This window comes from Pseudonocardia sp. Ae150A_Ps1 (assembly GCF_001932315.1).
Classification (GTDB): Bacteria; Actinomycetota; Actinomycetes; order Mycobacteriales; family Pseudonocardiaceae; genus Pseudonocardia.
On sequence record NZ_MCIJ01000001.1, the window covers coordinates 1,959,160 to 1,978,495 of the forward strand.

At 72.3% G+C, this 19,336-nt stretch carries 20 protein-coding genes and 5 pseudogenes; 22 read left to right on the plus strand and 3 right to left on the minus strand.

Features of this window, described 5'->3' with window-relative positions; all coding sequences use genetic code 11:
* Positions 1-86: 86 nt before the first annotated feature.
* The 16 genes and pseudogenes from Ae150APs1_RS08910 to Ae150APs1_RS08960 all read left to right on the plus strand — a co-directional run bounded on the left by Ae150APs1_RS08910 (position 87) and on the right by Ae150APs1_RS08960 (position 8,574).
* Positions 87-881: an enoyl-CoA hydratase-related protein gene (locus Ae150APs1_RS08910; RefSeq protein WP_170918064.1), complete on the plus strand. Its 795-nt coding sequence runs from the start codon at positions 87-89 to the stop codon at positions 879-881.
* Positions 878-1,831, plus strand: coding sequence for a hypothetical protein (locus Ae150APs1_RS08915; RefSeq protein ID WP_075296890.1), 954 nt, complete (start codon positions 878-880; stop codon positions 1,829-1,831). Before Ae150APs1_RS08910 ends, Ae150APs1_RS08915 begins: the two co-directional genes overlap by 4 nt.
* A 344-nt stretch (positions 1,832-2,175) precedes the next feature.
* A complete protein-coding gene (locus Ae150APs1_RS08920; RefSeq protein WP_075296891.1) occupies positions 2,176-2,910 on the plus strand; it encodes a 2OG-Fe(II) oxygenase in 735 nt (244 codons plus the stop codon).
* Between the two features lie 10 nt (positions 2,911-2,920).
* Entirely contained in the window at positions 2,921-3,055 is a 135-nt protein-coding gene (locus Ae150APs1_RS34255; protein ID WP_256385577.1) for a hypothetical protein, read from the plus strand.
* Positions 3,056-3,095: 40 nt separating this feature from the next.
* On the plus strand, positions 3,096-3,722 hold the full coding sequence (locus Ae150APs1_RS08925; RefSeq protein WP_075296892.1) for an RNA polymerase sigma factor: 627 nt from the start codon (positions 3,096-3,098) through the stop codon (positions 3,720-3,722).
* Positions 3,719-4,594, plus strand: a complete 876-nt coding sequence (locus Ae150APs1_RS08930) for a methylated-DNA--[protein]-cysteine S-methyltransferase (protein ID WP_083680022.1) — start codon at positions 3,719-3,721, stop codon at positions 4,592-4,594. Before Ae150APs1_RS08925 ends, Ae150APs1_RS08930 begins: the two co-directional genes overlap by 4 nt.
* 72 nt (positions 4,595-4,666) lie before the next feature.
* Positions 4,667-4,927 (plus strand): hypothetical protein, encoded by a 261-nt coding sequence (locus tag Ae150APs1_RS08935; RefSeq protein WP_249266272.1) that lies wholly within the window; start codon positions 4,667-4,669, stop codon positions 4,925-4,927.
* Position 4,928: 1 nt separating this feature from the next.
* Positions 4,929-5,657 carry an alpha-ketoglutarate-dependent dioxygenase AlkB gene (locus Ae150APs1_RS08940; RefSeq protein WP_075296893.1) on the plus strand — a complete coding sequence of 243 codons (729 nt, stop codon included), beginning with the start codon at positions 4,929-4,931 and terminating at the stop codon, positions 5,655-5,657.
* Positions 5,658-5,785: 128 nt separating this feature from the next.
* Positions 5,786-6,115: a hypothetical protein gene (locus tag Ae150APs1_RS32665; RefSeq protein ID WP_212567184.1), complete on the plus strand. Its 330-nt coding sequence runs from the start codon at positions 5,786-5,788 to the stop codon at positions 6,113-6,115.
* Positions 6,040-6,315, plus strand: coding sequence for a methylated-DNA--[protein]-cysteine S-methyltransferase (locus Ae150APs1_RS32670; RefSeq protein ID WP_212567185.1), 276 nt, complete (start codon positions 6,040-6,042; stop codon positions 6,313-6,315). The genes Ae150APs1_RS32665 and Ae150APs1_RS32670 overlap by 76 nt, the downstream gene beginning before the upstream one ends.
* A 280-nt stretch (positions 6,316-6,595) precedes the next feature.
* A pseudogene (locus Ae150APs1_RS34570) lies at positions 6,596-6,793 on the plus strand (cold-shock protein); the annotation flags it as partial.
* Between the two features lie 30 nt (positions 6,794-6,823).
* A pseudogene (locus Ae150APs1_RS34575) lies at positions 6,824-7,003 on the plus strand (cold shock domain-containing protein); the annotation flags it as partial.
* Positions 7,004-7,078: 75 nt separating this feature from the next.
* Positions 7,079-7,243 (plus strand): annotated as a pseudogene (locus tag Ae150APs1_RS34580) (cold shock domain-containing protein); the annotation flags it as partial.
* 102 nt (positions 7,244-7,345) lie between these two features.
* Positions 7,346-7,525 (plus strand): annotated as a pseudogene (locus Ae150APs1_RS34585) (cold shock domain-containing protein); the annotation flags it as partial.
* Positions 7,526-7,577: 52 nt separating this feature from the next.
* Entirely contained in the window at positions 7,578-7,991 is a 414-nt protein-coding gene (locus Ae150APs1_RS31965) for a hypothetical protein (RefSeq protein WP_170918065.1), read from the plus strand.
* 196 nt (positions 7,992-8,187) lie between these two features.
* On the plus strand, positions 8,188-8,574 hold the full coding sequence (locus tag Ae150APs1_RS08960) for a hypothetical protein (protein ID WP_256385578.1): 387 nt from the start codon (positions 8,188-8,190) through the stop codon (positions 8,572-8,574).
* 107 nt (positions 8,575-8,681) lie between these two features.
* Here the strand turns inward: Ae150APs1_RS08960 and Ae150APs1_RS08965 are convergent, their stop codons facing one another.
* The 3 genes and pseudogenes from Ae150APs1_RS08965 to Ae150APs1_RS08975 form a co-directional block, all read right to left on the minus strand.
* Positions 8,682-10,985, minus strand: a complete 2,304-nt coding sequence (locus tag Ae150APs1_RS08965) for a DPP IV N-terminal domain-containing protein (protein ID WP_083703813.1) — start codon at positions 10,983-10,985, stop codon at positions 8,682-8,684.
* Between the two features lie 191 nt (positions 10,986-11,176).
* A pseudogene (locus Ae150APs1_RS08970) lies at positions 11,177-11,628 on the minus strand (IS3 family transposase); the annotation flags it as partial.
* Positions 11,629-11,916: 288 nt separating this feature from the next.
* Complete coding sequence (locus Ae150APs1_RS08975) at positions 11,917-13,443, minus strand: helix-turn-helix domain-containing protein (RefSeq protein ID WP_139316847.1); 1,527 nt, start codon at positions 13,441-13,443, stop codon at positions 11,917-11,919.
* A gap of 156 nt (positions 13,444-13,599) precedes the next feature.
* On the opposite strand from Ae150APs1_RS08975, the gene Ae150APs1_RS08980 reads away from it, so the two are divergent.
* Genes Ae150APs1_RS08980 through Ae150APs1_RS09000 form a run of 6 tightly spaced genes read left to right on the plus strand, consistent with a single transcriptional unit; the run spans position 13,600 to position 19,336 of the window.
* The gene (locus Ae150APs1_RS08980; RefSeq protein ID WP_083680026.1) at positions 13,600-15,312 is read left to right on the plus strand and encodes a siderophore-interacting protein; all 1,713 of its coding nucleotides are present in this window, start codon (positions 13,600-13,602) and stop codon (positions 15,310-15,312) included.
* On the plus strand, positions 15,246-15,437 hold the full coding sequence (locus tag Ae150APs1_RS32675; RefSeq protein ID WP_083680027.1) for a hypothetical protein: 192 nt from the start codon (positions 15,246-15,248) through the stop codon (positions 15,435-15,437). Before Ae150APs1_RS08980 ends, Ae150APs1_RS32675 begins: the two co-directional genes overlap by 67 nt.
* Positions 15,434-16,474 carry an iron ABC transporter permease gene (locus Ae150APs1_RS08985; RefSeq protein ID WP_212567186.1) on the plus strand — a complete coding sequence of 347 codons (1,041 nt, stop codon included), beginning with the start codon at positions 15,434-15,436 and terminating at the stop codon, positions 16,472-16,474. Before Ae150APs1_RS32675 ends, Ae150APs1_RS08985 begins: the two co-directional genes overlap by 4 nt.
* Positions 16,471-17,505, plus strand: coding sequence for an iron chelate uptake ABC transporter family permease subunit (locus Ae150APs1_RS08990; protein ID WP_075296896.1), 1,035 nt, complete (start codon positions 16,471-16,473; stop codon positions 17,503-17,505). The genes Ae150APs1_RS08985 and Ae150APs1_RS08990 overlap by 4 nt, the downstream gene beginning before the upstream one ends.
* Positions 17,499-18,347, plus strand: coding sequence for an ABC transporter ATP-binding protein (locus Ae150APs1_RS08995; RefSeq protein WP_349289877.1), 849 nt, complete (start codon positions 17,499-17,501; stop codon positions 18,345-18,347). Before Ae150APs1_RS08990 ends, Ae150APs1_RS08995 begins: the two co-directional genes overlap by 7 nt.
* Positions 18,344-19,336 carry an ABC transporter substrate-binding protein gene (locus Ae150APs1_RS09000; RefSeq protein ID WP_075296897.1) on the plus strand — a complete coding sequence of 331 codons (993 nt, stop codon included), beginning with the start codon at positions 18,344-18,346 and terminating at the stop codon, positions 19,334-19,336. The genes Ae150APs1_RS08995 and Ae150APs1_RS09000 overlap by 4 nt, the downstream gene beginning before the upstream one ends.

Sequence of the window (19,336 nt, forward strand, 5' to 3'; positions counted from 1 at the left end):
GACGCCGGAGCGTCCGGTCGTTTTTGATGCTGCTAGTCTCAAATTACACGAGCCCGGAGCACCCCCGAACGGCACCCGGAGGCGTCATGCCCGACAACGCAGAACCAGCGCGCGGCGAGGTCCTCGTCGATCGTGACCCTCTGGACGAATCGGTCGCTCGGATCACCCTGAACCGGCCGGACCGGATGAACGCACTGAGCCACGAGCTCCTCGTCGAGCTCCGCACGGCGCTGGAGGCGTGCGACGGAGATCCCGGGGTCCGGGCCGTCGTCCTGACCGGAGCCGGCGACCGGGCCTTCTCGGCGGGCGCCGACCTCAGGGGAGGGCCCAGCGACACCGAGCAGGTCCTGCGCACCTACTACAACCCGTTGGTCTCCGCGATGATCGCGGCACGCACTCCGCTGATCGCGGCGATCAACGGTGTGACCGCCGGTGCCGGTGTGTCGCTGTCACTCGCCTGCGACATGCGGATCGCAGCCACGACCGCAAGCTTCAGCCTGGCCTTCGTCCGGGTCGGTCTGGTCCCCGACGCCGGCGCGACCTGGCTCCTCCCGCGAGCCGTGGGAACCGGCCGTGCTGCCGAGATGGCTCTGCTGGGACGCAAGGTCGCAGCCGAGGAAGCTCGGGACTGGGGGCTGGTCAACGAGGTGGTCGCGACCGGTGAGGCACTCGAGCGCGCGTCGGAAGTCGCCCGGGCGATCGCGTCGCTGTCATCGAGCACATCGGCCATCAGAGCGCTGCTGCACGGCTCGGCCCACCGGAGCTTCGATGCGCACCTCGATGCCGAGGCCACGGCACAGGGCACCGCGCAGCATCATCCCGACTACCAGGAGGCCAGAGCAGCCTTCGCCGAGCGCCGGCAGCCGGTGTTCCGCCGATGAGACTCGCCCTGTCACGGAACGGCCCAGGTACCGCCGGGCGGCCGGCGCCCTACTCCATTCCGGGATGCGCGATCCTCGCGGAGGTCCGTCGGGCTCACCGCGTCCTCTGCGCGACGGCCGCCGTCGAGCACGACCGGCAGGTACTCACCGTCCGGTTCCGGCCCGGATGTCGCTCCGCGCCCATCCGCACGGGCGAAACCGCCTCGCAGGCTGCGCGGGCGAGACTTCTCCGGGAACTCGGCCTCGCCTCGACAGTGGTCGACGTCCCGAGTTCGGTGTCCGCCACAGAGGTCAGGGATCTCATCAGGCGAGGAAACTCCGACCCCCGCATCGCAGGGATCCACTTCACCGGCCGCGTGCCGTCCAGGGTCGCCGGGCTCCGCGACGAGATCGCGGCGTCGAAGAACATCGACCGTTCGTCGGACGGCGTCTCCGACACCGCTCACGCCGTCATGCGCGTCGTACAGCCCTTCCTCGGTCGCAACGTCACTGCTGCGGTAGCGGGAGCCGACACCCCGCTCGGACAGGAGGTCATCCGTCTCTTCCGTGACGCGAACACTCTCCCGATCACGCTGGGGCGGGATCGGGACCTGCGCATCGTGCGGCAGGTCGATGTCGTCGTCGGCACCGACGAGACACTCGGACGCCGGTTGGGCCGGAACCTTCGCAACACGACCTCGCTCGTCGTCCATGCCTGTGGCGACACCGCGGATCACGACGATGGCGGTGAGAGCCCACAGGCGACTCTCGCCGACCCACACAGCCTTGTCGCCCTCCGAACCGCTGTCTTCTCCGAACGGGTCACCCGCACGCTGTCCGCTCCGGTACTCCCCCCGTGGAGGTATGTGGTCGCAGGCCCGGCCGGGCGACTCACGACCGCCATGGCGGACGCGCTCGTCGAGCTGCAGGCCGGCCGATCGGTGAGCGGGCTGGAGAGGTCCGCGGGGTGAGTCCTCGCCCCGGGAGGGCAGGCGCGGCCTTCCGCTGATCCGTACGTCCTCGGGCCCTGGCCGGCACGTAGCGGAGGCCCCGCCCCGGCGATCAGGTGCGTGCTCCGGCGTCCCGGGCGTCGGCCGGAACCGTCTCCGCACGCTGTCGTCGGGTCCGCAGGTCGAGGACCGGATCACTCACGGGACGTTCCGTAGGTCGCCGGGCCCGGACCACCCTGCTCGACGGCCGGGCAGCGGTCCGGCGGCCATCGGTCCCACGATCGCCCCGGCCGGACGCCCGCAACCGGCTCGGCCACGGTGGTGTTGGGACCACTGCCAGCACGCCACGAGCACGGAGGCAGCCGATGACCACCACCCCGGCCGACGCCGGAACCGCGACCGCCGGACCGCACCTGGACGCCCTCGACTGGGCCCGGCTGACGGAGCGGCTGGACACCGAGGGCGTCGCCGCGACCCCGCGGCTGATCGAGCCCGCCCAGTGCGACGAGATCACCGCGATGTTCGACGAGCACGACCGGTTCCGCTCCACCGTCCAGATGGCCCGGCACTCCTTCGGCGAGGGCAGCTACCGGTACTTCACCGACCCGCTGCCGGAGCTGGTGCAGACCCTGCGCACCGAGCTCTACCCGCCGCTGGCCCGGATCGCGAACGACTGGGCCCGCCGGCTGGGCGAGGACACATTCCCGGAGACCCTGGACGGGCTGCTCGAGACCTGCGCCGCCCACGGGCAGACCAGGCCGACGCCGCTGGTGCTGCGCTACGGCGAGTCCGGCTACAACTGCCTGCACCAGGACGTCTACGGGGACCTGACGTTCCCGCTGCAGTTCCTGGTGATGCTGTCCCGCCCGGACGTCGACTTCACCGGCGGCGAGAGCGTCTTCGTCGAGCAGCGCCCGCGCCAGCAGTCCCGCCCGATGGTGCTGCGCCCCGGACAGGGCCAGGCGGTGATCTTCCCGGTGCGCAACCGGCCGCGCCGCGGCACCCGGGGCGACCACCGGGTCCAGATGCGGCACGGCGTCAGCGCCGTGCACAGCGGGAACCGGCACGTGCTGGGCATCATCTTCCACAACGCGCGCTGAGGAGACCGTCATGACCACCGCCCCGTCCGCACCGATGGTGCGGGGATCGTCCGACGACGCCGAGCCGGGCGCGCGCCGGTCGGTCGGCGGCAGCGGGTGCGCCGTCGTCGAGCTGTCCCACGGCACCACCGAGCACTACGGCTGAGCACCGCAACCGGATCCGGCCCGACGGTGTTCTGCACGGTATGACCGACGACGATCTCGACCCGGGCACCGGGGACGACGGCTCCGACGCCGTCGCCCGCGCGCTCGCGGCCGACCTCGACGCCGGGTTCGCCGTGCTCGTGGACGCCCACCGGGACCTGCTGTTCTCGGTGGCCCGGAGCTTCGTCCGCGGTCCCGCGGACGCCGAGGACCTCGCCGCCGACGCCCTGCTGCGCGCCTACCGGGCGCTCTGCGGGTACGCGGCGGAACGGATCGGGGAGCTGCGGGTACGCCCGTGGCTGCTCACCATCCTGCGCAACACCGCCCGCAACCGGGCCAGGGACGCCGCCCGCAGGCCGCCACCCCCGCCCCGGCTCGACCCGCTCGACGCGGGCCCACCGGACGACCCGAGCCCCGAGCCCGGCCCGGCCGAGCGGGGTGAGCTGCAACGCGCACTCGGTGCCGCCCTCGGCGAGCTGTCCGAGGTGCAGCGGACCGCGGTCGTGCTCCGGCACGTCCATGGCCTGCCGACCGCCGAGATCGCCCAGGTACTCGGCTGCGCCGACGGCACCGCGAAGTCGCACGTGTCCCGCGGACTGGCCCGGCTGCGGACCGTCCTGGACACACCACCCGCACATCCCCGTCCCCTCGAAGGGAGGACCTCATGACGACGACATCGGTCCCGGCCCGCCGCAACGGACGGCCGGCCGCGCGGCGCGGCGACCTGCACCGCACGGTCATCTCCCTGTCCGCCGGATCCGCCGACGACGCGGAGCCCGGCCGGGACGCCGGGGCGGACCCGCTGCTGACCGCGCTCGCCGGGTTCGCCGGCCGCGCGCCGGACGGGCTCGACGACCGGGTGTTCACCCGCTGGGCCACCGCGCCCAGCAGGGTCGGCGACGTCCGGGTCGCGTTCACCGCCGACGGTGCGCAGTTCGTGCGACCCACGGAGGGCACCGACGACGATGCGTTCGCCGCCGAGTACCGCAGCCGGTTCGCCCGGCCGCTGCGCCCGGCCGGCCGGCTGCCCGCGGGTGTCGGCCCGTCGCTGCGCGGCACCGCCGCGGCCCGGCCCGAGCTGGACCTCGGCGCGGGCAGTCCGTTCGAACGCGCCGTGCTGGCCGCCACCCGGCGGATCCCGCCCGGCCAGGTCCGCCCGTACGCCTGGGTCGCCCGCGAGGCCGGACACCCCGCCGCGGTCCGCGCGGTCGGCACGGTGCTGGCCCGCAACCCGCTGCCGCTGCTGGTGCCCTGCCACCGGGTGGTCCGCTCCGACGGCGCTCTCGGCGGCTACATGTTCGGCACCGGCCGCAAGGCCGAGCTGCTCACCGCCGAGGGCGCCGACCTCGACGAACTGGCGACGCTGGCCCGGACGGGCGTGCACTACCTGGCCAGCGACACCACCGGGATCGTCTGCTTCCCGACCTGCCGCGACGCACGGCGCATCACCCGGGCGCACCGGCACGGCTTCACCACCCTCGACGACGCCCGGCGCGCCGGCTACCGGCCCTGCCGCACCTGCCGCCCGGCGGCCGCCTGAGCGCCGCGACCACCGCGACCACACCACCGGGCGCCCCGCCGGCCGCGCACCGACCATCCCCTGGAGCACGAGATGAGCACCGCCACCGCAGGGACCGCCATCCGCACCCCGAACCACCACCGCGTCGTCGACACCCCGGTCGGGGAGCTGAGGGTCGTCATACTGCTCGACGCCGACGGCCACCCCTACCCGAGCCCGGTCCTGGGCACCCTCGGCGGGCATCGCAGGCAACGGCTCTACGGGAGGCTGGACTGCCCGTCCGCGGCCCGGGCGATCGCCCGCGGCCACTACGTGCGGCAGGTGTCACGGGCACTGACCCCGAGGAGGGGCTGAGATGACCCTGGAACTGATCCCGCGGGACCGCCGCGACCTCGCGCCCGGCGCGGTGCACGTGCCCGGCTGGCTGGACCTGCGCCGGCAGCGGTTCCTGGTGGAGCGCTGCCGGGAGTGGGCGGCGCAGCGCCCGGGGATCCGGGCCGCCGCGCTGCCCGGCGGCGCCCGGATGAGCGTGCGCACCGTCTGCCTGGGATGGCACTGGATCCCCTACCGCTACTCCCGGACCCGCGACGACCAGGACGGCTCACCGGTAGCCGAGTTCCCGACCTGGCTGGGCGACCTGGGCCGCGAGGCGGTCGCCGACGCCTACGGCGACCCCACGCGCGGCCTCGGCTACTCCCCGGACATCGCGCTGATCAACCACTACACCGGGGACGCCCGCCTCGGCATGCACCGCGACGGCGACGAACACGCGCCGGACCCGGTCGTCTCGGTGTCGCTGGGCGCGCCCTGCGTGTTCCGGCTCGGCAACACCGAGCACCGCGGCAGGCCGTGGACCGACGTCGAGCTGCGGTCCGGTGACCTGCTCGTGTTCGGCGACGACAGCAGGCTCGCCTACCACGGCGTGCCCAGGGTGCTGCCGCCCGAGCGCGGTGGGACCGACGACGTCGGGCTCGGCGCCGGGCGGCTGAACATCACGCTGCGGGTCTCCGGGTTCACCGACGACGACCGGGACCGGGCCGCCCCGCCGCAACCCGCCGCGCCCGTCCGGGGTTCTGCACCGTGACCGTCGAGCACCCTGCACGACCACTACCACCGCACCGGCCGGCTGGTCACCGTCGACGGTGCTGTCCGCCACCACTTCCGCCGGGCAACCGGCTGACCTCGCCGTTCCGCGAGAGGAGCACCTCCGCCATGTCGACCCCGACGACCCTCGTCCACGACACCACCCTGGGCCCGGTCACCCTGTCCGCCTCGCCGTGGGGTCTGACCCGGCTGCGCTTCGGCAGGCCGGCCGGAGCCGCGCAGGACCCGACGCCCGAGCCCGGCAGCCCCGAGCACGCCGTGCTGGAGCAGGCCGTCGCCGAGCTCGGCGAGTACCTGCGCGGCGACCGCACCACCTTCGAGGGCCGGTCGACCTGTCCCGCGTCGAGCCGGAGCACCGCCGGGTGCTCGGCGAGCTGTGCGCGATCGGCTACGGCAGCACCCGCAGCTACGGGCAACTGGCCCGGGCCGCGGAGCTGACCGACGACGGCCCCCGCCGGGCCGGCGCCGCCTGCGCCCGCAACCCGGTGCTGGTCGTCGTGCCGTGCCACCGGATCGTCTCCGCGACCGGGGCGCTCACCGGCTACTCCGGCGGCCTGCCGGTCAAGAAGGCGCTGCTCGCCCTGGAGCGCGGCCAGCTCGCGCTGGACGCCGCCGGCCTCACCGCCGTCGTGAGCTGAGCCCAGCCGGACCATCCACCCACGAGTCCGTCTGTCGATCGTGCGTCAGATCGCGAACTCGGCCATGGAGATCGACCCTTCTCACCCGACCCAGGCCCGTCGGCTGCCTGCGCGTCTGCTCCGGGACCTGCGGCCACCCGGTCGACGGCGGCCGCGTCGTGTCATCCGGTACCGGGCTGTCGCGGGCTCCGCACCGCCCGCCGGTGGGCCCGGCCCGACGGACCGCGAGGGCAGTCAGAGAGACTGGGCCGGTACCCGTCCTCTCGATCTGGAGCCTTCGATGCAGCAGGGAACCGTCCGTTGGTTCGACGCCGAACGGGGTTTCGGCTTCCTGGCGCCCGAGGACGGCTCGCCGGACGTGTTCGTGCACGCCTCCGAGATCGTCGGGGGCGGCGGCGCGACAGTGCTCCGCGAGGGTCAGGCCGTCGAGTTCGAGATCGGCGAGAACGACCGCGGGCCCCAGGCGCTGCGCGTTCGCGTCACCGCCGACGCGGCCGCCGGCAGCGCCGTGGGCCGGCTCGGCACCGTCAACTGGTACGAGCCGGGCAAGGGGTACGGCTTCGCGTCGCCGGACGACGGCGGCGCCGACATCTTCGTGCACAGCTCCGCCATCGTGACCGGCGGCGTGGTCACCGAGGGGCAGCGGGTGGCCTTCCTCGTCGTCGACGGCGAGCGCGGCCCGCAGGCCGGGCACGTGATCCCGCTGGGAGCGGGAGCCGGAACCTCCGCTGCGAACGACACCGCGGACGGTGCCGACGGCACGGTGGCCTGGTACGACGAGGACAAGGGCTTCGGCTTCATCAACCCCGACTCCGGCGACGAGGACGTCTTCGTCCACGCCCGGGCCCTGGCCGAGGGGCTGACATGGCTCATGGAGGGCGACCGCGTCGCCTTCGAGGTGGCCAGTGGGGACAAGGGCCCGCAGGCCCGCGACGTGCACCTGGTCCGGGAGCCCCGGGCGGCGCCGAAGCGGCCGGCACCCGCTGCGGCCGGGCGGGACGTTCCCGCGCGAGGCGGCGAAGGCGTCGTCGCGCGCTACGACGGCGACCGCGGCTTCGGCTTCATCACCCCGGACGCAGGCGGCGACGATCTCTTCGCCCACGTGTCCGTGGTCATGGGGTCGGAGCCGCTGCAGAAGGGTGACCGGGTCCGGTACGCGGTGCGTCAGAGCGACCGGGGCCCGCAGGCCGACCGCATCGAACGCCTCTGACGAGGCGGCCCCACCACTGGCTGATCACTTCCGGAGAGAGTGCTCGTTCGTCTTGGCACAGGGACGGCGGCCGGAGAAGCACGCGATCCACCCGGTCGTACGCAGGCAGCTGCGCGCCGATGAGGGTCGTGTCCCGGAGCCGAGTGCGGGGATCATCGACTCGCAGAACGTCAATGGCGCCGACACCGTCGGGCAGGGCTCTCGCGGCTACGACGCCGAGAAGAAGGTCGACGGTCGGAAGCGGTTCATCGACCGACATCCTGGCCTGCTGTTGATCCTGCTCGATCTCTACCTGCGCATCCGGGTTCGGTTCGTTCACGCCGACGCCGGTTTCGCCGGGCGGCTGCTCGACTGGGCGATCACGATCCTGAAGACGACGGTCGAGGTCGTGCGTAAGACGCCTGAGCAGCGCGGATTCTCCGTACTGCCCACCGGTGGGTGGTCGAGCGGACTCTTGCCCGGCTGACCGCGCTCGGACGGCGTGGGCGGCAGCTCGCCTGCGAGCCGGAACAGGTGGTCCCGTTCAGCGGCGGTGAGCTCGAACGAGCGGGCGAGCGCGGCGAGGCCATGGTCCGCTGGGCGGGGATCACCACCATCACCCGACGCATCGTCCGAGGTACACCCGCCCGCCGAGCGCGGAAGTACGTGTTCACACACTCGACGTGATCTTCTCATGGCACGCTCTGACAGACCTCCAGCGACCGATCAGATCTCCTGGGGATTGCCACCACCACGGTGCGGGCCGGCAGGCGGGCCTCCTTGACGCCGGCGGCAACGACCAGCTCCTGAGGGTGGCCACGGCGGAGCTACGTGCCGCGCTGGCTCGCTATCCCGACGACCCCTACCTGCTCGGATTGATCCAGGACCTGACGGTCCGTAGTCCCGAGTTCCGAGAGCGGTGGGAGCACTGTGAGGTCGGGTTCTGGCGATCGGCGTTCAAGCGCATCCGACACCCCGAGCGGGGCTGGCTGGACGTCGACACAGGTTCCCACGACACGACGCTCCGTACTCGACCGTGGTCAACCGATGCTGATTGCACGCCACCGTGAAGCAGAGGATTCCCCGTCCGAGACGCACGACAACGCGCCGGCAAGCCTTGTCACGGCTATGAGCGCTGCCCGACGTCTCGTTCGGCTCGTGGCTCCGGCGTGGGGTATCAGTCGGAGGGATCGACGGCCCAGCTGGGCATCTCGGGGAACGGTGCGAGCGAGTAGGCAGGGGGTTCGGTGCCGTGCAGGTGTCGTACGAGGTAGTCCCAGGTGCGCCGGGTGACGTAGTGGAAGCGGCCGGTGAAGTTGTGCTCGACACCGGGGATGACGAGCCTGTCGACGTCGGCGTCGGCGTCGGCGTCGGCGTCGGCGTCGATGAGCGCGTCGACCAGGCGCATGCTGTGGTGCGGCAACACGTTGTCGTCGAGTTCGCCGTCGATCAGCAGGAGCTTGCCGCGCAGGTTGCCGGCGTGCGGGGTGTTGACCAGCTTCGGGCGGGTCCTCTCGGTGATCTCCCCGTGGTGCTGTTCGACCCAGAACGGCAGGTAGATCGAGAAGTCGTGCGGGCCGGCCTGGGCGACGCCCACGGAGAAGAACTCGGGATGGGTCAGCAGCGCCCTGGCGGTGAAGAACCCGCCTCCGGAGTGGCCGGCGATCCCGACCCGGTCGGTGTCGAGCCACGGGTGGCGACGCCCGAGTTCGCGGATGGCGGCGACGTGGTCGTCCATAGCCGCGGCCATGCCGAGGTCGCCGTAGGAATGGTCGAGGAAGGCCTGGCTGCGCCCCGGGGTGCCGCGGCCGTCGACGGCGACGACCGCGAAGCCGAGTGCCGCCAGCGCCTCGGGCTCCCCGGTGAACAGGTCACCGAACGCCGGTGAGGCGCGGTGGATGTTGGGGCCGGGGTAGGCGTGGTCCACGACGGGGTAGCGCCGTGCCGGGTCGAAGCCGTGCGGACGCCACAGCAGACCGTAGATCGGGGTGCGCCCGTCGGCGGAGGTCGTCCGGAATCGTTCCGGAGGGGTCCACCCGGCCGCCTCCAGTGCTGCGGTGTCCGGATCCTCCAGCTCGACCAGCACCTCCCCGTCACCGCCGAGCACCCTCGCCCGGGGCGCCGCGTCGACCGTGGATGCGCGGTCGAGGAGGTAGCCGCCGAGTGGTGGGGCGAGGGCGTCGTGGTCGAGATCGTCGTCGGTGATCCGCACGAAGCCACCGCCGTCGAGGTCGACCCGGCAGATCTGGCGGATGTAGGGATCGGCGTGCAGCCCGCAGGCCAGGAACCAGACCTGGCGACGGTCCTGGTCGACCCACAGGACCCGGCGGACCAGCCACTGCCCGCCGGTGACCCGGCCGAGGAGCTCGCCGTCGGCGGCGTAGCGGTAGAGATGGCCCCAGCCGTCGCGCTGGGACCACCACAGGATCTCGCCCGAGTCCAGGACGCGCAGCAGCGGCGGGACGTGCAGGTAGGGCGAGGGGTCCACCCGGGTACGGGCGGTCTCGGTGATCAGCGTCGTCATCGACCCGGTGCCGGGATCGAGCCGGCGCAGCTGCAGGGTGCGTCCGTCACGGGACTGGTGCAACACGTGCACCGCATCGCCGTTCTTCCCGGTCCACCACCGCCGGGAAAGGGGGTAGGGGGAGGTCAGGACCTCCGGCCCCCCGGAGGCCGTCACGTTCTGACGGGTGCCGACGTCGAGGACGTGCCAGGTCATCGTCGCCTGCGTCTCGTCGCCGGGCATCGGATAGCGGACGCGATGAGCCACCGGCCGCTCGCCGCCCTTCGGCGCTGCCTCGACGAGGACCTGTTCCGGCAGCTCGCGCTGGTCGATCCGGTGAGTGATCAGCCGCGTGGAGTCCGGCGACCACTCCGCCAGCAGCAGCGATCCCATGCCCAGCAAGGGGAGCTTGACCTTCGTGGCCGCCTCGGGGAACCCGCCGTAGTCCCAGTGCGGTTCGGCGGCGTCGGTGAGCGCGAACTCCTGCCGGCCGTCCCGGCTGCGCACCCACACGTCACCGTCGCGGCGGAACGCCACCCACTCCCGGTCCGGTGACGCGATCTCCCCCGGCCCCACCGGGGGACCCTCGTTCTCGACCGGCGTGCAGGTCCCGGCCCGGTCCGACCACTCCCACCCGGTGTCGAACGCAGAGAACCGGACCACGTCCGGCTCCCGGTCGGGAACCTCGAACTCCACCGAGGTGAGCGGCAGGTCGTCGGCCACCACCGCGTGCCCGGACGCCTCCGACGGTGCCGCGGCGAGCCGCTCGTGGTCGAACGCGTCTCGTCGGGAGCCCGTCGCCGGGTCGACCAGGACGTGCCGAGTCCCGGACCGGTACCGGAACCGGGAGCCGTCGGCGGACCACTGTGGGACCACCGCAGCGTCCGGGATCAGCCGGGCCCGGTACGGGGCGAGCATCTGCTCCGCGCGGGCGTAGTCGGCGGCGGTCAGCCGGACGGGCATGGCCTGGTCGGTCATGGTCGGGACCTCTCGTCGGGAGCCGGTCCGATCACCGAACACCCTGACGCCACGTCGGACTCCACACGGATGCGAGGCAGGTCACAGACCCGAGACGTTCAGGAGCTGTGGAGCGCTTCTGCAATGCCGTTCGGCGTGTCGGACAGACTCGGGGCTGCCCAGACTCTGGTTGACCCGCGTCGGGTAGGTGTTCAGGCCGCGTGAGCGGCTGATGCGAGTATCTCGAATTCGACTGGGGTGAGCCTGCCGATGGTGTCTTGGCGTCTGCGGCGATGGTAGGTGCTCTCGATCCAGGTCACGATCGCGAGCCGGAGCTCGGCGCGGGTGTCCCAGCGTCGTCGGTTGACGACGTTCTCTGCAACAGGCTGAAGAAGGACTCCGTTGCGGCGTTGTCCGCGCAGGTCCCGACCCGTCCCATCGAGCCTCGTAGCAGCGCTCCGCGGAGAACCCGCTGGTAGGCGTGGGAGCGGAACTGGCTGCCCCTGTCCGAGTGCACGATCGCGGTCGCCTGGGGATCGCGCAGTGCGATGGCGTTGCGCAGGGCGTCCACGGCCAGCTGCGAGGTCATGCGCGCATCGATGGAGTAGCCCACGATCCGCTTCGAGCAAGCGTCCTTGACCGCGCAGAGGTAGAGCTTGCCCTCGCGGGCTTGGATTCCAGCAGCCGTCGCAACACCTACTGGAGGTGTTGAGATTGGGCGGTCGGAGGTACAGCGAGCAGCAGAAGGAGCGGTTCTTCGAGCTCGTCGAGTCAACCGAACCCTCGGCAGTCCCCCCAGCCCCCAGCCCCCGCCGATGGAATCGGGCTGTCGGAGCCCGAGACAGCTCATCGGTCGCAAGCCGTATCGATCAACACGGCTCGGGACGAGAGGGCCGAGGCGCACTCCCGACGCGGCGCAGTGCCCACACCTACCGGGGTCGGACCGGCCGGGTCAACAATGCTCGCGGTCGACGTGCTCGCGAGGAGACTCGCCGTGGAAGGTGCTGAACGCGCGACTGAAGTTCGACACCTGTGTGTAGCCGACCTGGCGCGCCACGCTGGTCGCCGTGCTCCCGCCGGTGAGCAGCTCACGGGCGGTGCGCATCCGCGCGGCGTGTCGCCAGCGCGTGAACGTCATCCCCGTCTCGCGCCGGAACGCCTCGTGAACCGATCGATCCACGGCCGTGCCCCACGGTTCCTCCATCCGCCGTAGGAAATCCTCCGCTGCGGCACGGGCGTGCGCGTCGCGAGGCATCGGCACGCTGCGGGCACGGTCGGCGGCGAGCTGCGCGTGGAACACCCCGAGAATCGCCCGAGGGTCGTGGCCGTCCGGGCGCAGCAGGGTGCGCGCGCTCACCGAGCAGTGCAACAGGTAGGCGTCCCAGCTGGGAGGGAACCGTGCGCGCAACGGCTCCGCGATCTCGCTGTCGCCGGCGTCGAGGTGTCCGAGCGGCAAAGCGATCGACCCCGGGTGCGTACCGAACTGGTGCTCCCGCCCGGCCGGGATCCAGATCGCGTCCCCCCGGCCGAGACGATGGGTCACACCGTCGATACGCAGGTAGCCCGATCCCCGATACATCCAGCTCAGGATGTGCACGCCATTGACGTGCGGCGCGGTCTGCGTGGCCGGGAGCGGCCGGTCGTCGGCCGCTCCCTCGAGGACCTGCCCGAGGACGCCCGCCCGGGGCACGGTCCCCGGCCGCGGCGACCGGTGGCCGCCCCATCGCCGGGATCGTAGGCGGTACTCACGCGGCGTGATACCGAGACGTCGCCGGAACGCGCGGGCGAGACCGTTGCGGCCGGCGAACCCGGTCAGCTCCGCGACCCGGCCGACGTCCTCGCCCGAGGCGAGGAGCTCACAGGCCGCCGCCAGGCGCACCGCGCTACGCCACCGCCCGAACGTCAGGCCGGTGCCACGCACGAACTCCCGGTGCAACGTCCGCACGCTGCACGCCACCAGGCCCGCCCACTGCTGGGCGCTGTGGTCCAGGGCCGGGTCGCGGGCCAGCGAATCGGCCACCGCGCGCGCACCGGTCCCCGACGGCCAGGGCGGGCGACCCTCCGTCATGGACCACGGTGCCCCACCTGCGCTGCCGACCACGTCGAGCAGCGAGGCGTGGGTGTAGCCGAAGCTCGACACCGGCGCGATGAAGTGCACGTAGTGCTGGACCAGCCGGTCGTGCCACTCGGGGCGGACCGCGAACCGGACCGGCTCCGCGGGGGCGGTCGCCGCCGCCGCATCCGCGGGCACGGCGAAGGGAAAGGCCACGGGACCGGGATCGGTGCTGATCCGGCGGGGGTGACCGGCCGGTACCCAGAGCCCCTCACCCGCATCCAGCCGGTACACACGGCCGCGCTCCAGCTCGACCCGCACCCGTCCGGTGCGGACCCACACCAGCAGGTGGGTACCCCCCAGCCACTCGGACCCGGTGTGCGAGACCGGGATGCGTGGCGGTGACACCGCCGCCCCGTCTCTCATCCCGCTCCGCTCCGCATCGGCCCTCTGCTGATAACCGACTGGCAGCTTCAGCACCATCAGGTTAGCAATGGGATGCCTAAGTTGTGCGTCGACGGCTCGACTCCCCCGCCGTCGCGCCGTGGACCGCGCGCACCCGACACGACCTGAAGGAGACCCGTGCCGAAGACCTCACGCCCCGTCACGGTGCACCCGCTCAGCGTGCGCGAGGCGCGGGTGGCGCGGATCGTCGACCTGACTCCGGGGATGCGCCGGATCACCTTGGCCGGCCCGCAGTTGGGCGCCTTCACCTCGGCAGGCGGGTTCGAGCGGCCGGCGTTCACCTCGCCGGGGTTCGACGACTCGATCCGGCTGATCTTCCCCTATCCCGGCGAGACCGAGCCGGTACTCCCGATCCAGGGCGAGGGCGGCGTCACGTTCGCCCCTGGCCGCCGACCACTGGCCAAGGCCTACTCGGTCCGCCGGTGGAATCCCGAGACCGGCGAGCTCGACGTCGACGTCGTCCGCCACGGCGTCGGCGTCGCCACCACCTGGGCCTACCGGGCGGCACCCGGGGACCGGATCCACCTGGGCGGGCCCAGCTCGTCGAAGGCGATGCCGGTCGGCGCGCAGCAGCTGCTGGTCGTCGGCGACGAGACCGCCCTCCCCGCCATCGCGCGGCTGCTCGACGAGCTGCCCGAGAACGCACAGGCGCAGGTGATCATCGAGGTCGCCGAACAGTCACACATCCAGCCGCTGCGCCGGCTCCCGGGCGTCACGCTGCGCTGGCTCGTACGCGCGGGCACCGAAGCCGGCACGACCGGCCTGCTCCTCGCCGCGGTCCGCGAGCTCGAGTGGTCACCGGGCCGTCTGTTCGCCTGGGTGGCCGGAGAGCAGGCCGAGGTACGCGACATCCGCAGACATCTGGTCGAGGAACGCGGCATGGCCAAGCACGACGTCGAGCACACCGGCTACTGGCGGCGCACCGCGACCGTCACGCTCGCCGACGACGCTTCGGTGCCGGACCTCGACGCGACGACCGGGGCGTTCGAGAAGTTCCACGAACTCAGCGAACTCGTCCCACCGATCGCACTGCGGGTCGCCGCAGGGCTCGGTATCGGCGACCTGATCTCCCGCGGCGTCACCGGCGTCGCCGACCTCGCCGAGCGGTCCGGCAGTGACGAGCGGGCTTTGGGCAAGCCGCTGCGCTACCTGGACACCATCGACGTCCTGCACCAGAGCTCGCCCGGGCACTACACGCTGACCGAGGTCGGCGAGTTCCTGACCACCGAGATCTGGACCGACGCACTCGACCCGCACGGCACCGTCGGGCGCCAGTCGCTCGGCCTCTACGGCCTCGGCGAGTCCGTCCGCACCGGCGGTGCGAGCTACGCGGCCGTCACCGGCCACGACTTCGCCGCCCTGCGCCGCGACCAGGCCTACGAAGACGGGTTCCTGGAGACGGCCGCACGAGCGGTCACCTGGCTCGCCGAGCCGCTGGCGAAGGCCACCGCCCTGACCGGGGTCGAGCACCTGGTGATCCACTCGGTCGGCGCGGGGGCCCTGGCACGCGAGATCGTGGCCGCTCACCCCCACATGCGGATCACGCCCTGCCCGCCCTGCCCGCCCAGGCCGACTGGCTGCGCCGCGACCTGCCCGAGTCGATCCCGGACGACCGCGACCGCGCACGGGTCGACATCGCCGAACAGTCGATCTTCGAGCCGTCCCCGGCCGCCGACACCGTCCTGCTCGTCGACGCCCTCGGCCCCCTGCCGGATGCCGACGCGGCGCATGCGCTGCGTCGCGCGGGCGAGAGGGTGTTGCTGGTGGAGGACACCTTCGACCTCGAGGCGTTCGACGAGCACGACGCCGAGGCCGACCTGCTCGCACTGACCCGCGACGGCACCGGTCTGCGCACACCGGCCGAGCTGCACGCGGTGATCGAGCGGGCCGGGCTGCGTGTCGAGGCCGCCGAGAGCCTCGGCTGGCGCAGCACCCTGCACCGGCTCGCGCGGTGAGGACCGCGACCGACACCGCCACCGCCACCGCCCCACCCCGGCAGTCGATCGGGCGGGGCCTGGGCGTGCTGAGCCTCGCGCTGCTCGTGGCCGTGCTCGCCAGCCTCACCATCGGCGCCGAGACACCCTCCCCGCTGCGGATGCTGGCCGCCGCGGTGTCGGGCTGGGACACCGATCCCGAGGCGTGGACCCTGCTGGTGCACTACCGGATCCCCCGCACCCTCGTAGCAATCGCCGTCGGTGCCGCGCTCGGGGGCGCCGGGGCACTGATGCAGGGCTACACCCGTAACCCGCTCGCCGCCCCCGGGATCCTCGGGGTCAACGCCGGGGCCGGGCTCGCGGTGATCGTGGCCATCGGGCTCGGCCTGACCGACACCACGGCCCACCTGGTGTGGCCGGCACTGCTGGGCGCACTGCTCGCGACCTTCGCCGTGCTGCTGCTGGCCGCCACCGGACGGGGACCGGCCACGCCGGTCCGGATGACACTGGCCGGTGTGGCGCTGGCGGCGGTGCTGGGCGGGATCACCACGACGATCCGGCTCGGTGACCCCGTGGTCTTCGAGCGCTTCCGATCATGGGCGGTGGGATCGGTCGCCGGGCGCGACGTGACCGACCTGAGCGCGATCCTGCCCTTCGTCGTCATCGGACTCCTGGTGGCACTGGCCCTGGCCACACCGCTCAACGCGATCGCCATGGGCGAGGACGTCGCCCGTTCACTCGGCGTCGAGGTCCGACGCGCCCGGCTGGGCACCGTGCTCGCCGTCGCCCTGCTGGTGGGGGCGGCGACCGCGATCGCCGGGCCGATCGGGTTCGTCGGGCTGATGGTCCCCCACGCGGTGCGCCTGCTGGTCGGCAACAACCACACCAGGATCGTCCCGCTGTCCCTGCTCGCCGCACCCTGCCTGCTGCTGGTCACCGACACGATCGCGCGGGTGCTGCTACCCCGCCAGGAACTCCCGGTCGGAGTCGTGACCGCGTTCGTCGGTGCCCCGGTTCTGCTGTGGCTGATCCGGGACAAGCGGGTGAACACCCAATGACGACACTCGTGCTCCGGACACCACCGCTGTCGGGCCGGATCGCGCTCCGCTCGGCACTGGTCTGTAGCGCTCTGGTGCTGCTGTGTGTCGTGGTGACCGGGCTGGCCCTGAGCCTGGGCGAGATCGTCTACTCCCCCGGCGAGGTGCTGGCAGCGCTGACCGGACACGCCTCCGGACCGGCAGAGCTGTTCGTCGTCGGCTGGCGGCTGCCCCGCGCCGCGGCCGCGGTCGTGTTCGGCGCGATGCTCGGCGTCGCCGGCGCGCTGTTCCAGACCATCACCCGCAACCCGTTGGGCAGCCCCGACATCATCGGCTTCACCGCCGGGTCGTCGCTGGCCGGTACCGCGGCGATCGTGCTGATCGGGTCGGGCTTCGCGGTCGTGGCCGCCGGCGCCCTGCTCGGAGGGCTCGTGGTGGCCGCGGCGATGGTGCTGCTCTCACGCGGCGGCGGCGCTGCCGGTTTCCGGCTGGTCATCGCCGGGATCGCACTCAACGCGATGCTCGTCAGCACCGAGAGCTGGCTGGTGCTGGCCGCCGATCTCGACGCGGCCCTGGCAGCCGCGCTGTGGGGCGCAGGCACGCTCAACGGTGCCGACTTCGCCTACATCGGAGCGCCGATGCTGTTCGGGGTGATCGCGATCCTGCTCACCGTGGTGCTGCTGGGCCGGCGACTCGATCTGCTCGACATGGGCGACGACACCGGCACGACACTGGGCGGACGTCCTGCCCGCACACGCCTGTACGCGATCGGTGTCGGCGTGCTGCTGGTCGCGCTGGTCACCGCCGCGGCCGGCCCGATCGCGCTCGTCGCACTGGCAGCCCCGCACATCGGGCGGCGGCTGGCGGGAAGCACCGGCAACGCGCTGATCCCCGCGGCGTGCGCCGGGGCACTGCTGCTCGCCGCGGCCGACCTGGCCGCGCAGCACCTGGTACCCGGCCAGTCCTATCCGGTCGGTGTGGTGACCGTCGTGGGCGGCGGGCTCTACCTCATGACTCTGATCATCCGGGAGAACAGGACATCGGCGTGGTGAACAACGAGGCCGCGTTGCGGGCCGTCGAGGTCACGATGGCCTACGAGCGCAGGGTCATCGGTCGCGACCTCTCGGTCGACATCCCCGACGGGGAGTTCACCGTCATCATCGGGCCCAACGCCTGCGGCAAGTCCACGCTGCTGCGCACCCTGTCCCGGCTGCTCACACCGATCGAGGGCGCCGTGCACCTCGACGGGCGCGACATCGCCTCGCTGCGTACGAAGGACGTCGCGACCTGGCTGGGCCTGCTGCCCCAGTCCGCGCTCACCCCACCCGGGATCACCGTGTTCGACCTGGTCAGCCGCGGCCGCTACCCGCACCAATCGGTCCTGTCGCGCTGGAGCACCGACGACGAGCGCAGCGTCCGCCACGCCCTGGCCTCGACCGGGATGACCGAACTCGCCGACCGCGCCGTCGACGAGCTCTCCGGTGGCCAGCGCCAGCGGGCGTGGGTGGCGATGGCGCTGGCGCTGGCGCTGGCGCAGCAGAACTCGATCCTGCTGCTCGACGAGCCGACCACCTTCCTCGACATCTCCCACCAGCTGGCGCTGATGGAGCTGTTCGCCGAACTCAACCGGAGCGGCGGCCGCACCGTCGTCGCGGTGCTGCACGACATCAACCACGCCGCCCGCTACGCCGGCCACCTGATCGTCATGTCCGAGGGCCGGATCGTGGCCCAGGGTCCGCCCGCCGACGTGCTCACCGCACCACTGCTGGCCGAGGTGTTCGGCATCGAGGCCGTGATCATCCCCGACCCACTCAACGGCGGCCCACTGGTGGTCACCGGCTACCCCGGTCGCGACCGCGCGACCACCACTCACGAGAGAACGGCCACGGCATGAACGACAACAGAATCCGGTTCCTGGTCATCGCCACCATCCTGGGGATGCTGCTCACCGCCTGCGGAAGTGGCGGCGGTGGCGGCGATGACAACGATACCGCCGGCGGCGCCGCCGAGACCCGGACCGTGACAGACGACTTCGGGACGCAGGTCACGGTGCCGGTCGCCCCGCAGCGCGTGGTGACCACACACTTCCTGCTGACCATGGGCACCCTCGACCTGGGGGTGGCCCCGGTCGGCACCGCCGTGTGGGCTCCGGCCAACGTCACCGACCGCTACGCGGCGACGCTGGCCGACGTACCCGTGGTGGCCTCCCAGACCGCCGAGCCCGAACTCGAGAAGATCGCCGCACAATCACCGGACCTGATCCTGGCCACCTCCTTCAACGACGAGCAGGTGATCGGCAGACTCCGCGAGATCGCACCCACCTACGTCGTCGACGTCTCGGCAGGCGGCGCGAACGCCACCAGCTGGTCCGAGCGCACCAGCCAGCTCGCCGACGTACTGGGACGCACCGCCGAAGCCGGCACGCTGGCCTCGGCCTTCGAGCAGCGCAAGCAACAGCTCATCCAGACCCACGCCAACCAGATCAACGGCACCACGGCCGCCGTGGTCACCGGATTCCGCGACGACAACGCCTCGGTGTTCGCCGCGGAATCAGGCATCGGCCAGATCGTGACTTCGCTCGGGTTCACCTACTCGCCCCAAGCCACCGTCGTGGCCGCCGGGGCGCAGAACGGGATCGCGAACGTCTCCTTCGAACGCATCACGACATCGGTCGGTGACGCCGAGGTCCTGTTCCTCGGCTCCGACCTCAACGGGGGGCTCAGCCCCGTCGTGACCGCTCTGCAGCAGACCCAGCTCTACCGCGACCTGCCCGCGGTGCGGGCGAACCGGGTCGGGGTGTTCAAACCGCAGGTCACCGGCTATACCGACGCGAACTTCGCCCTCGACCAGATCGAGCAGACACTCACCGGCATGCAGGGCTAG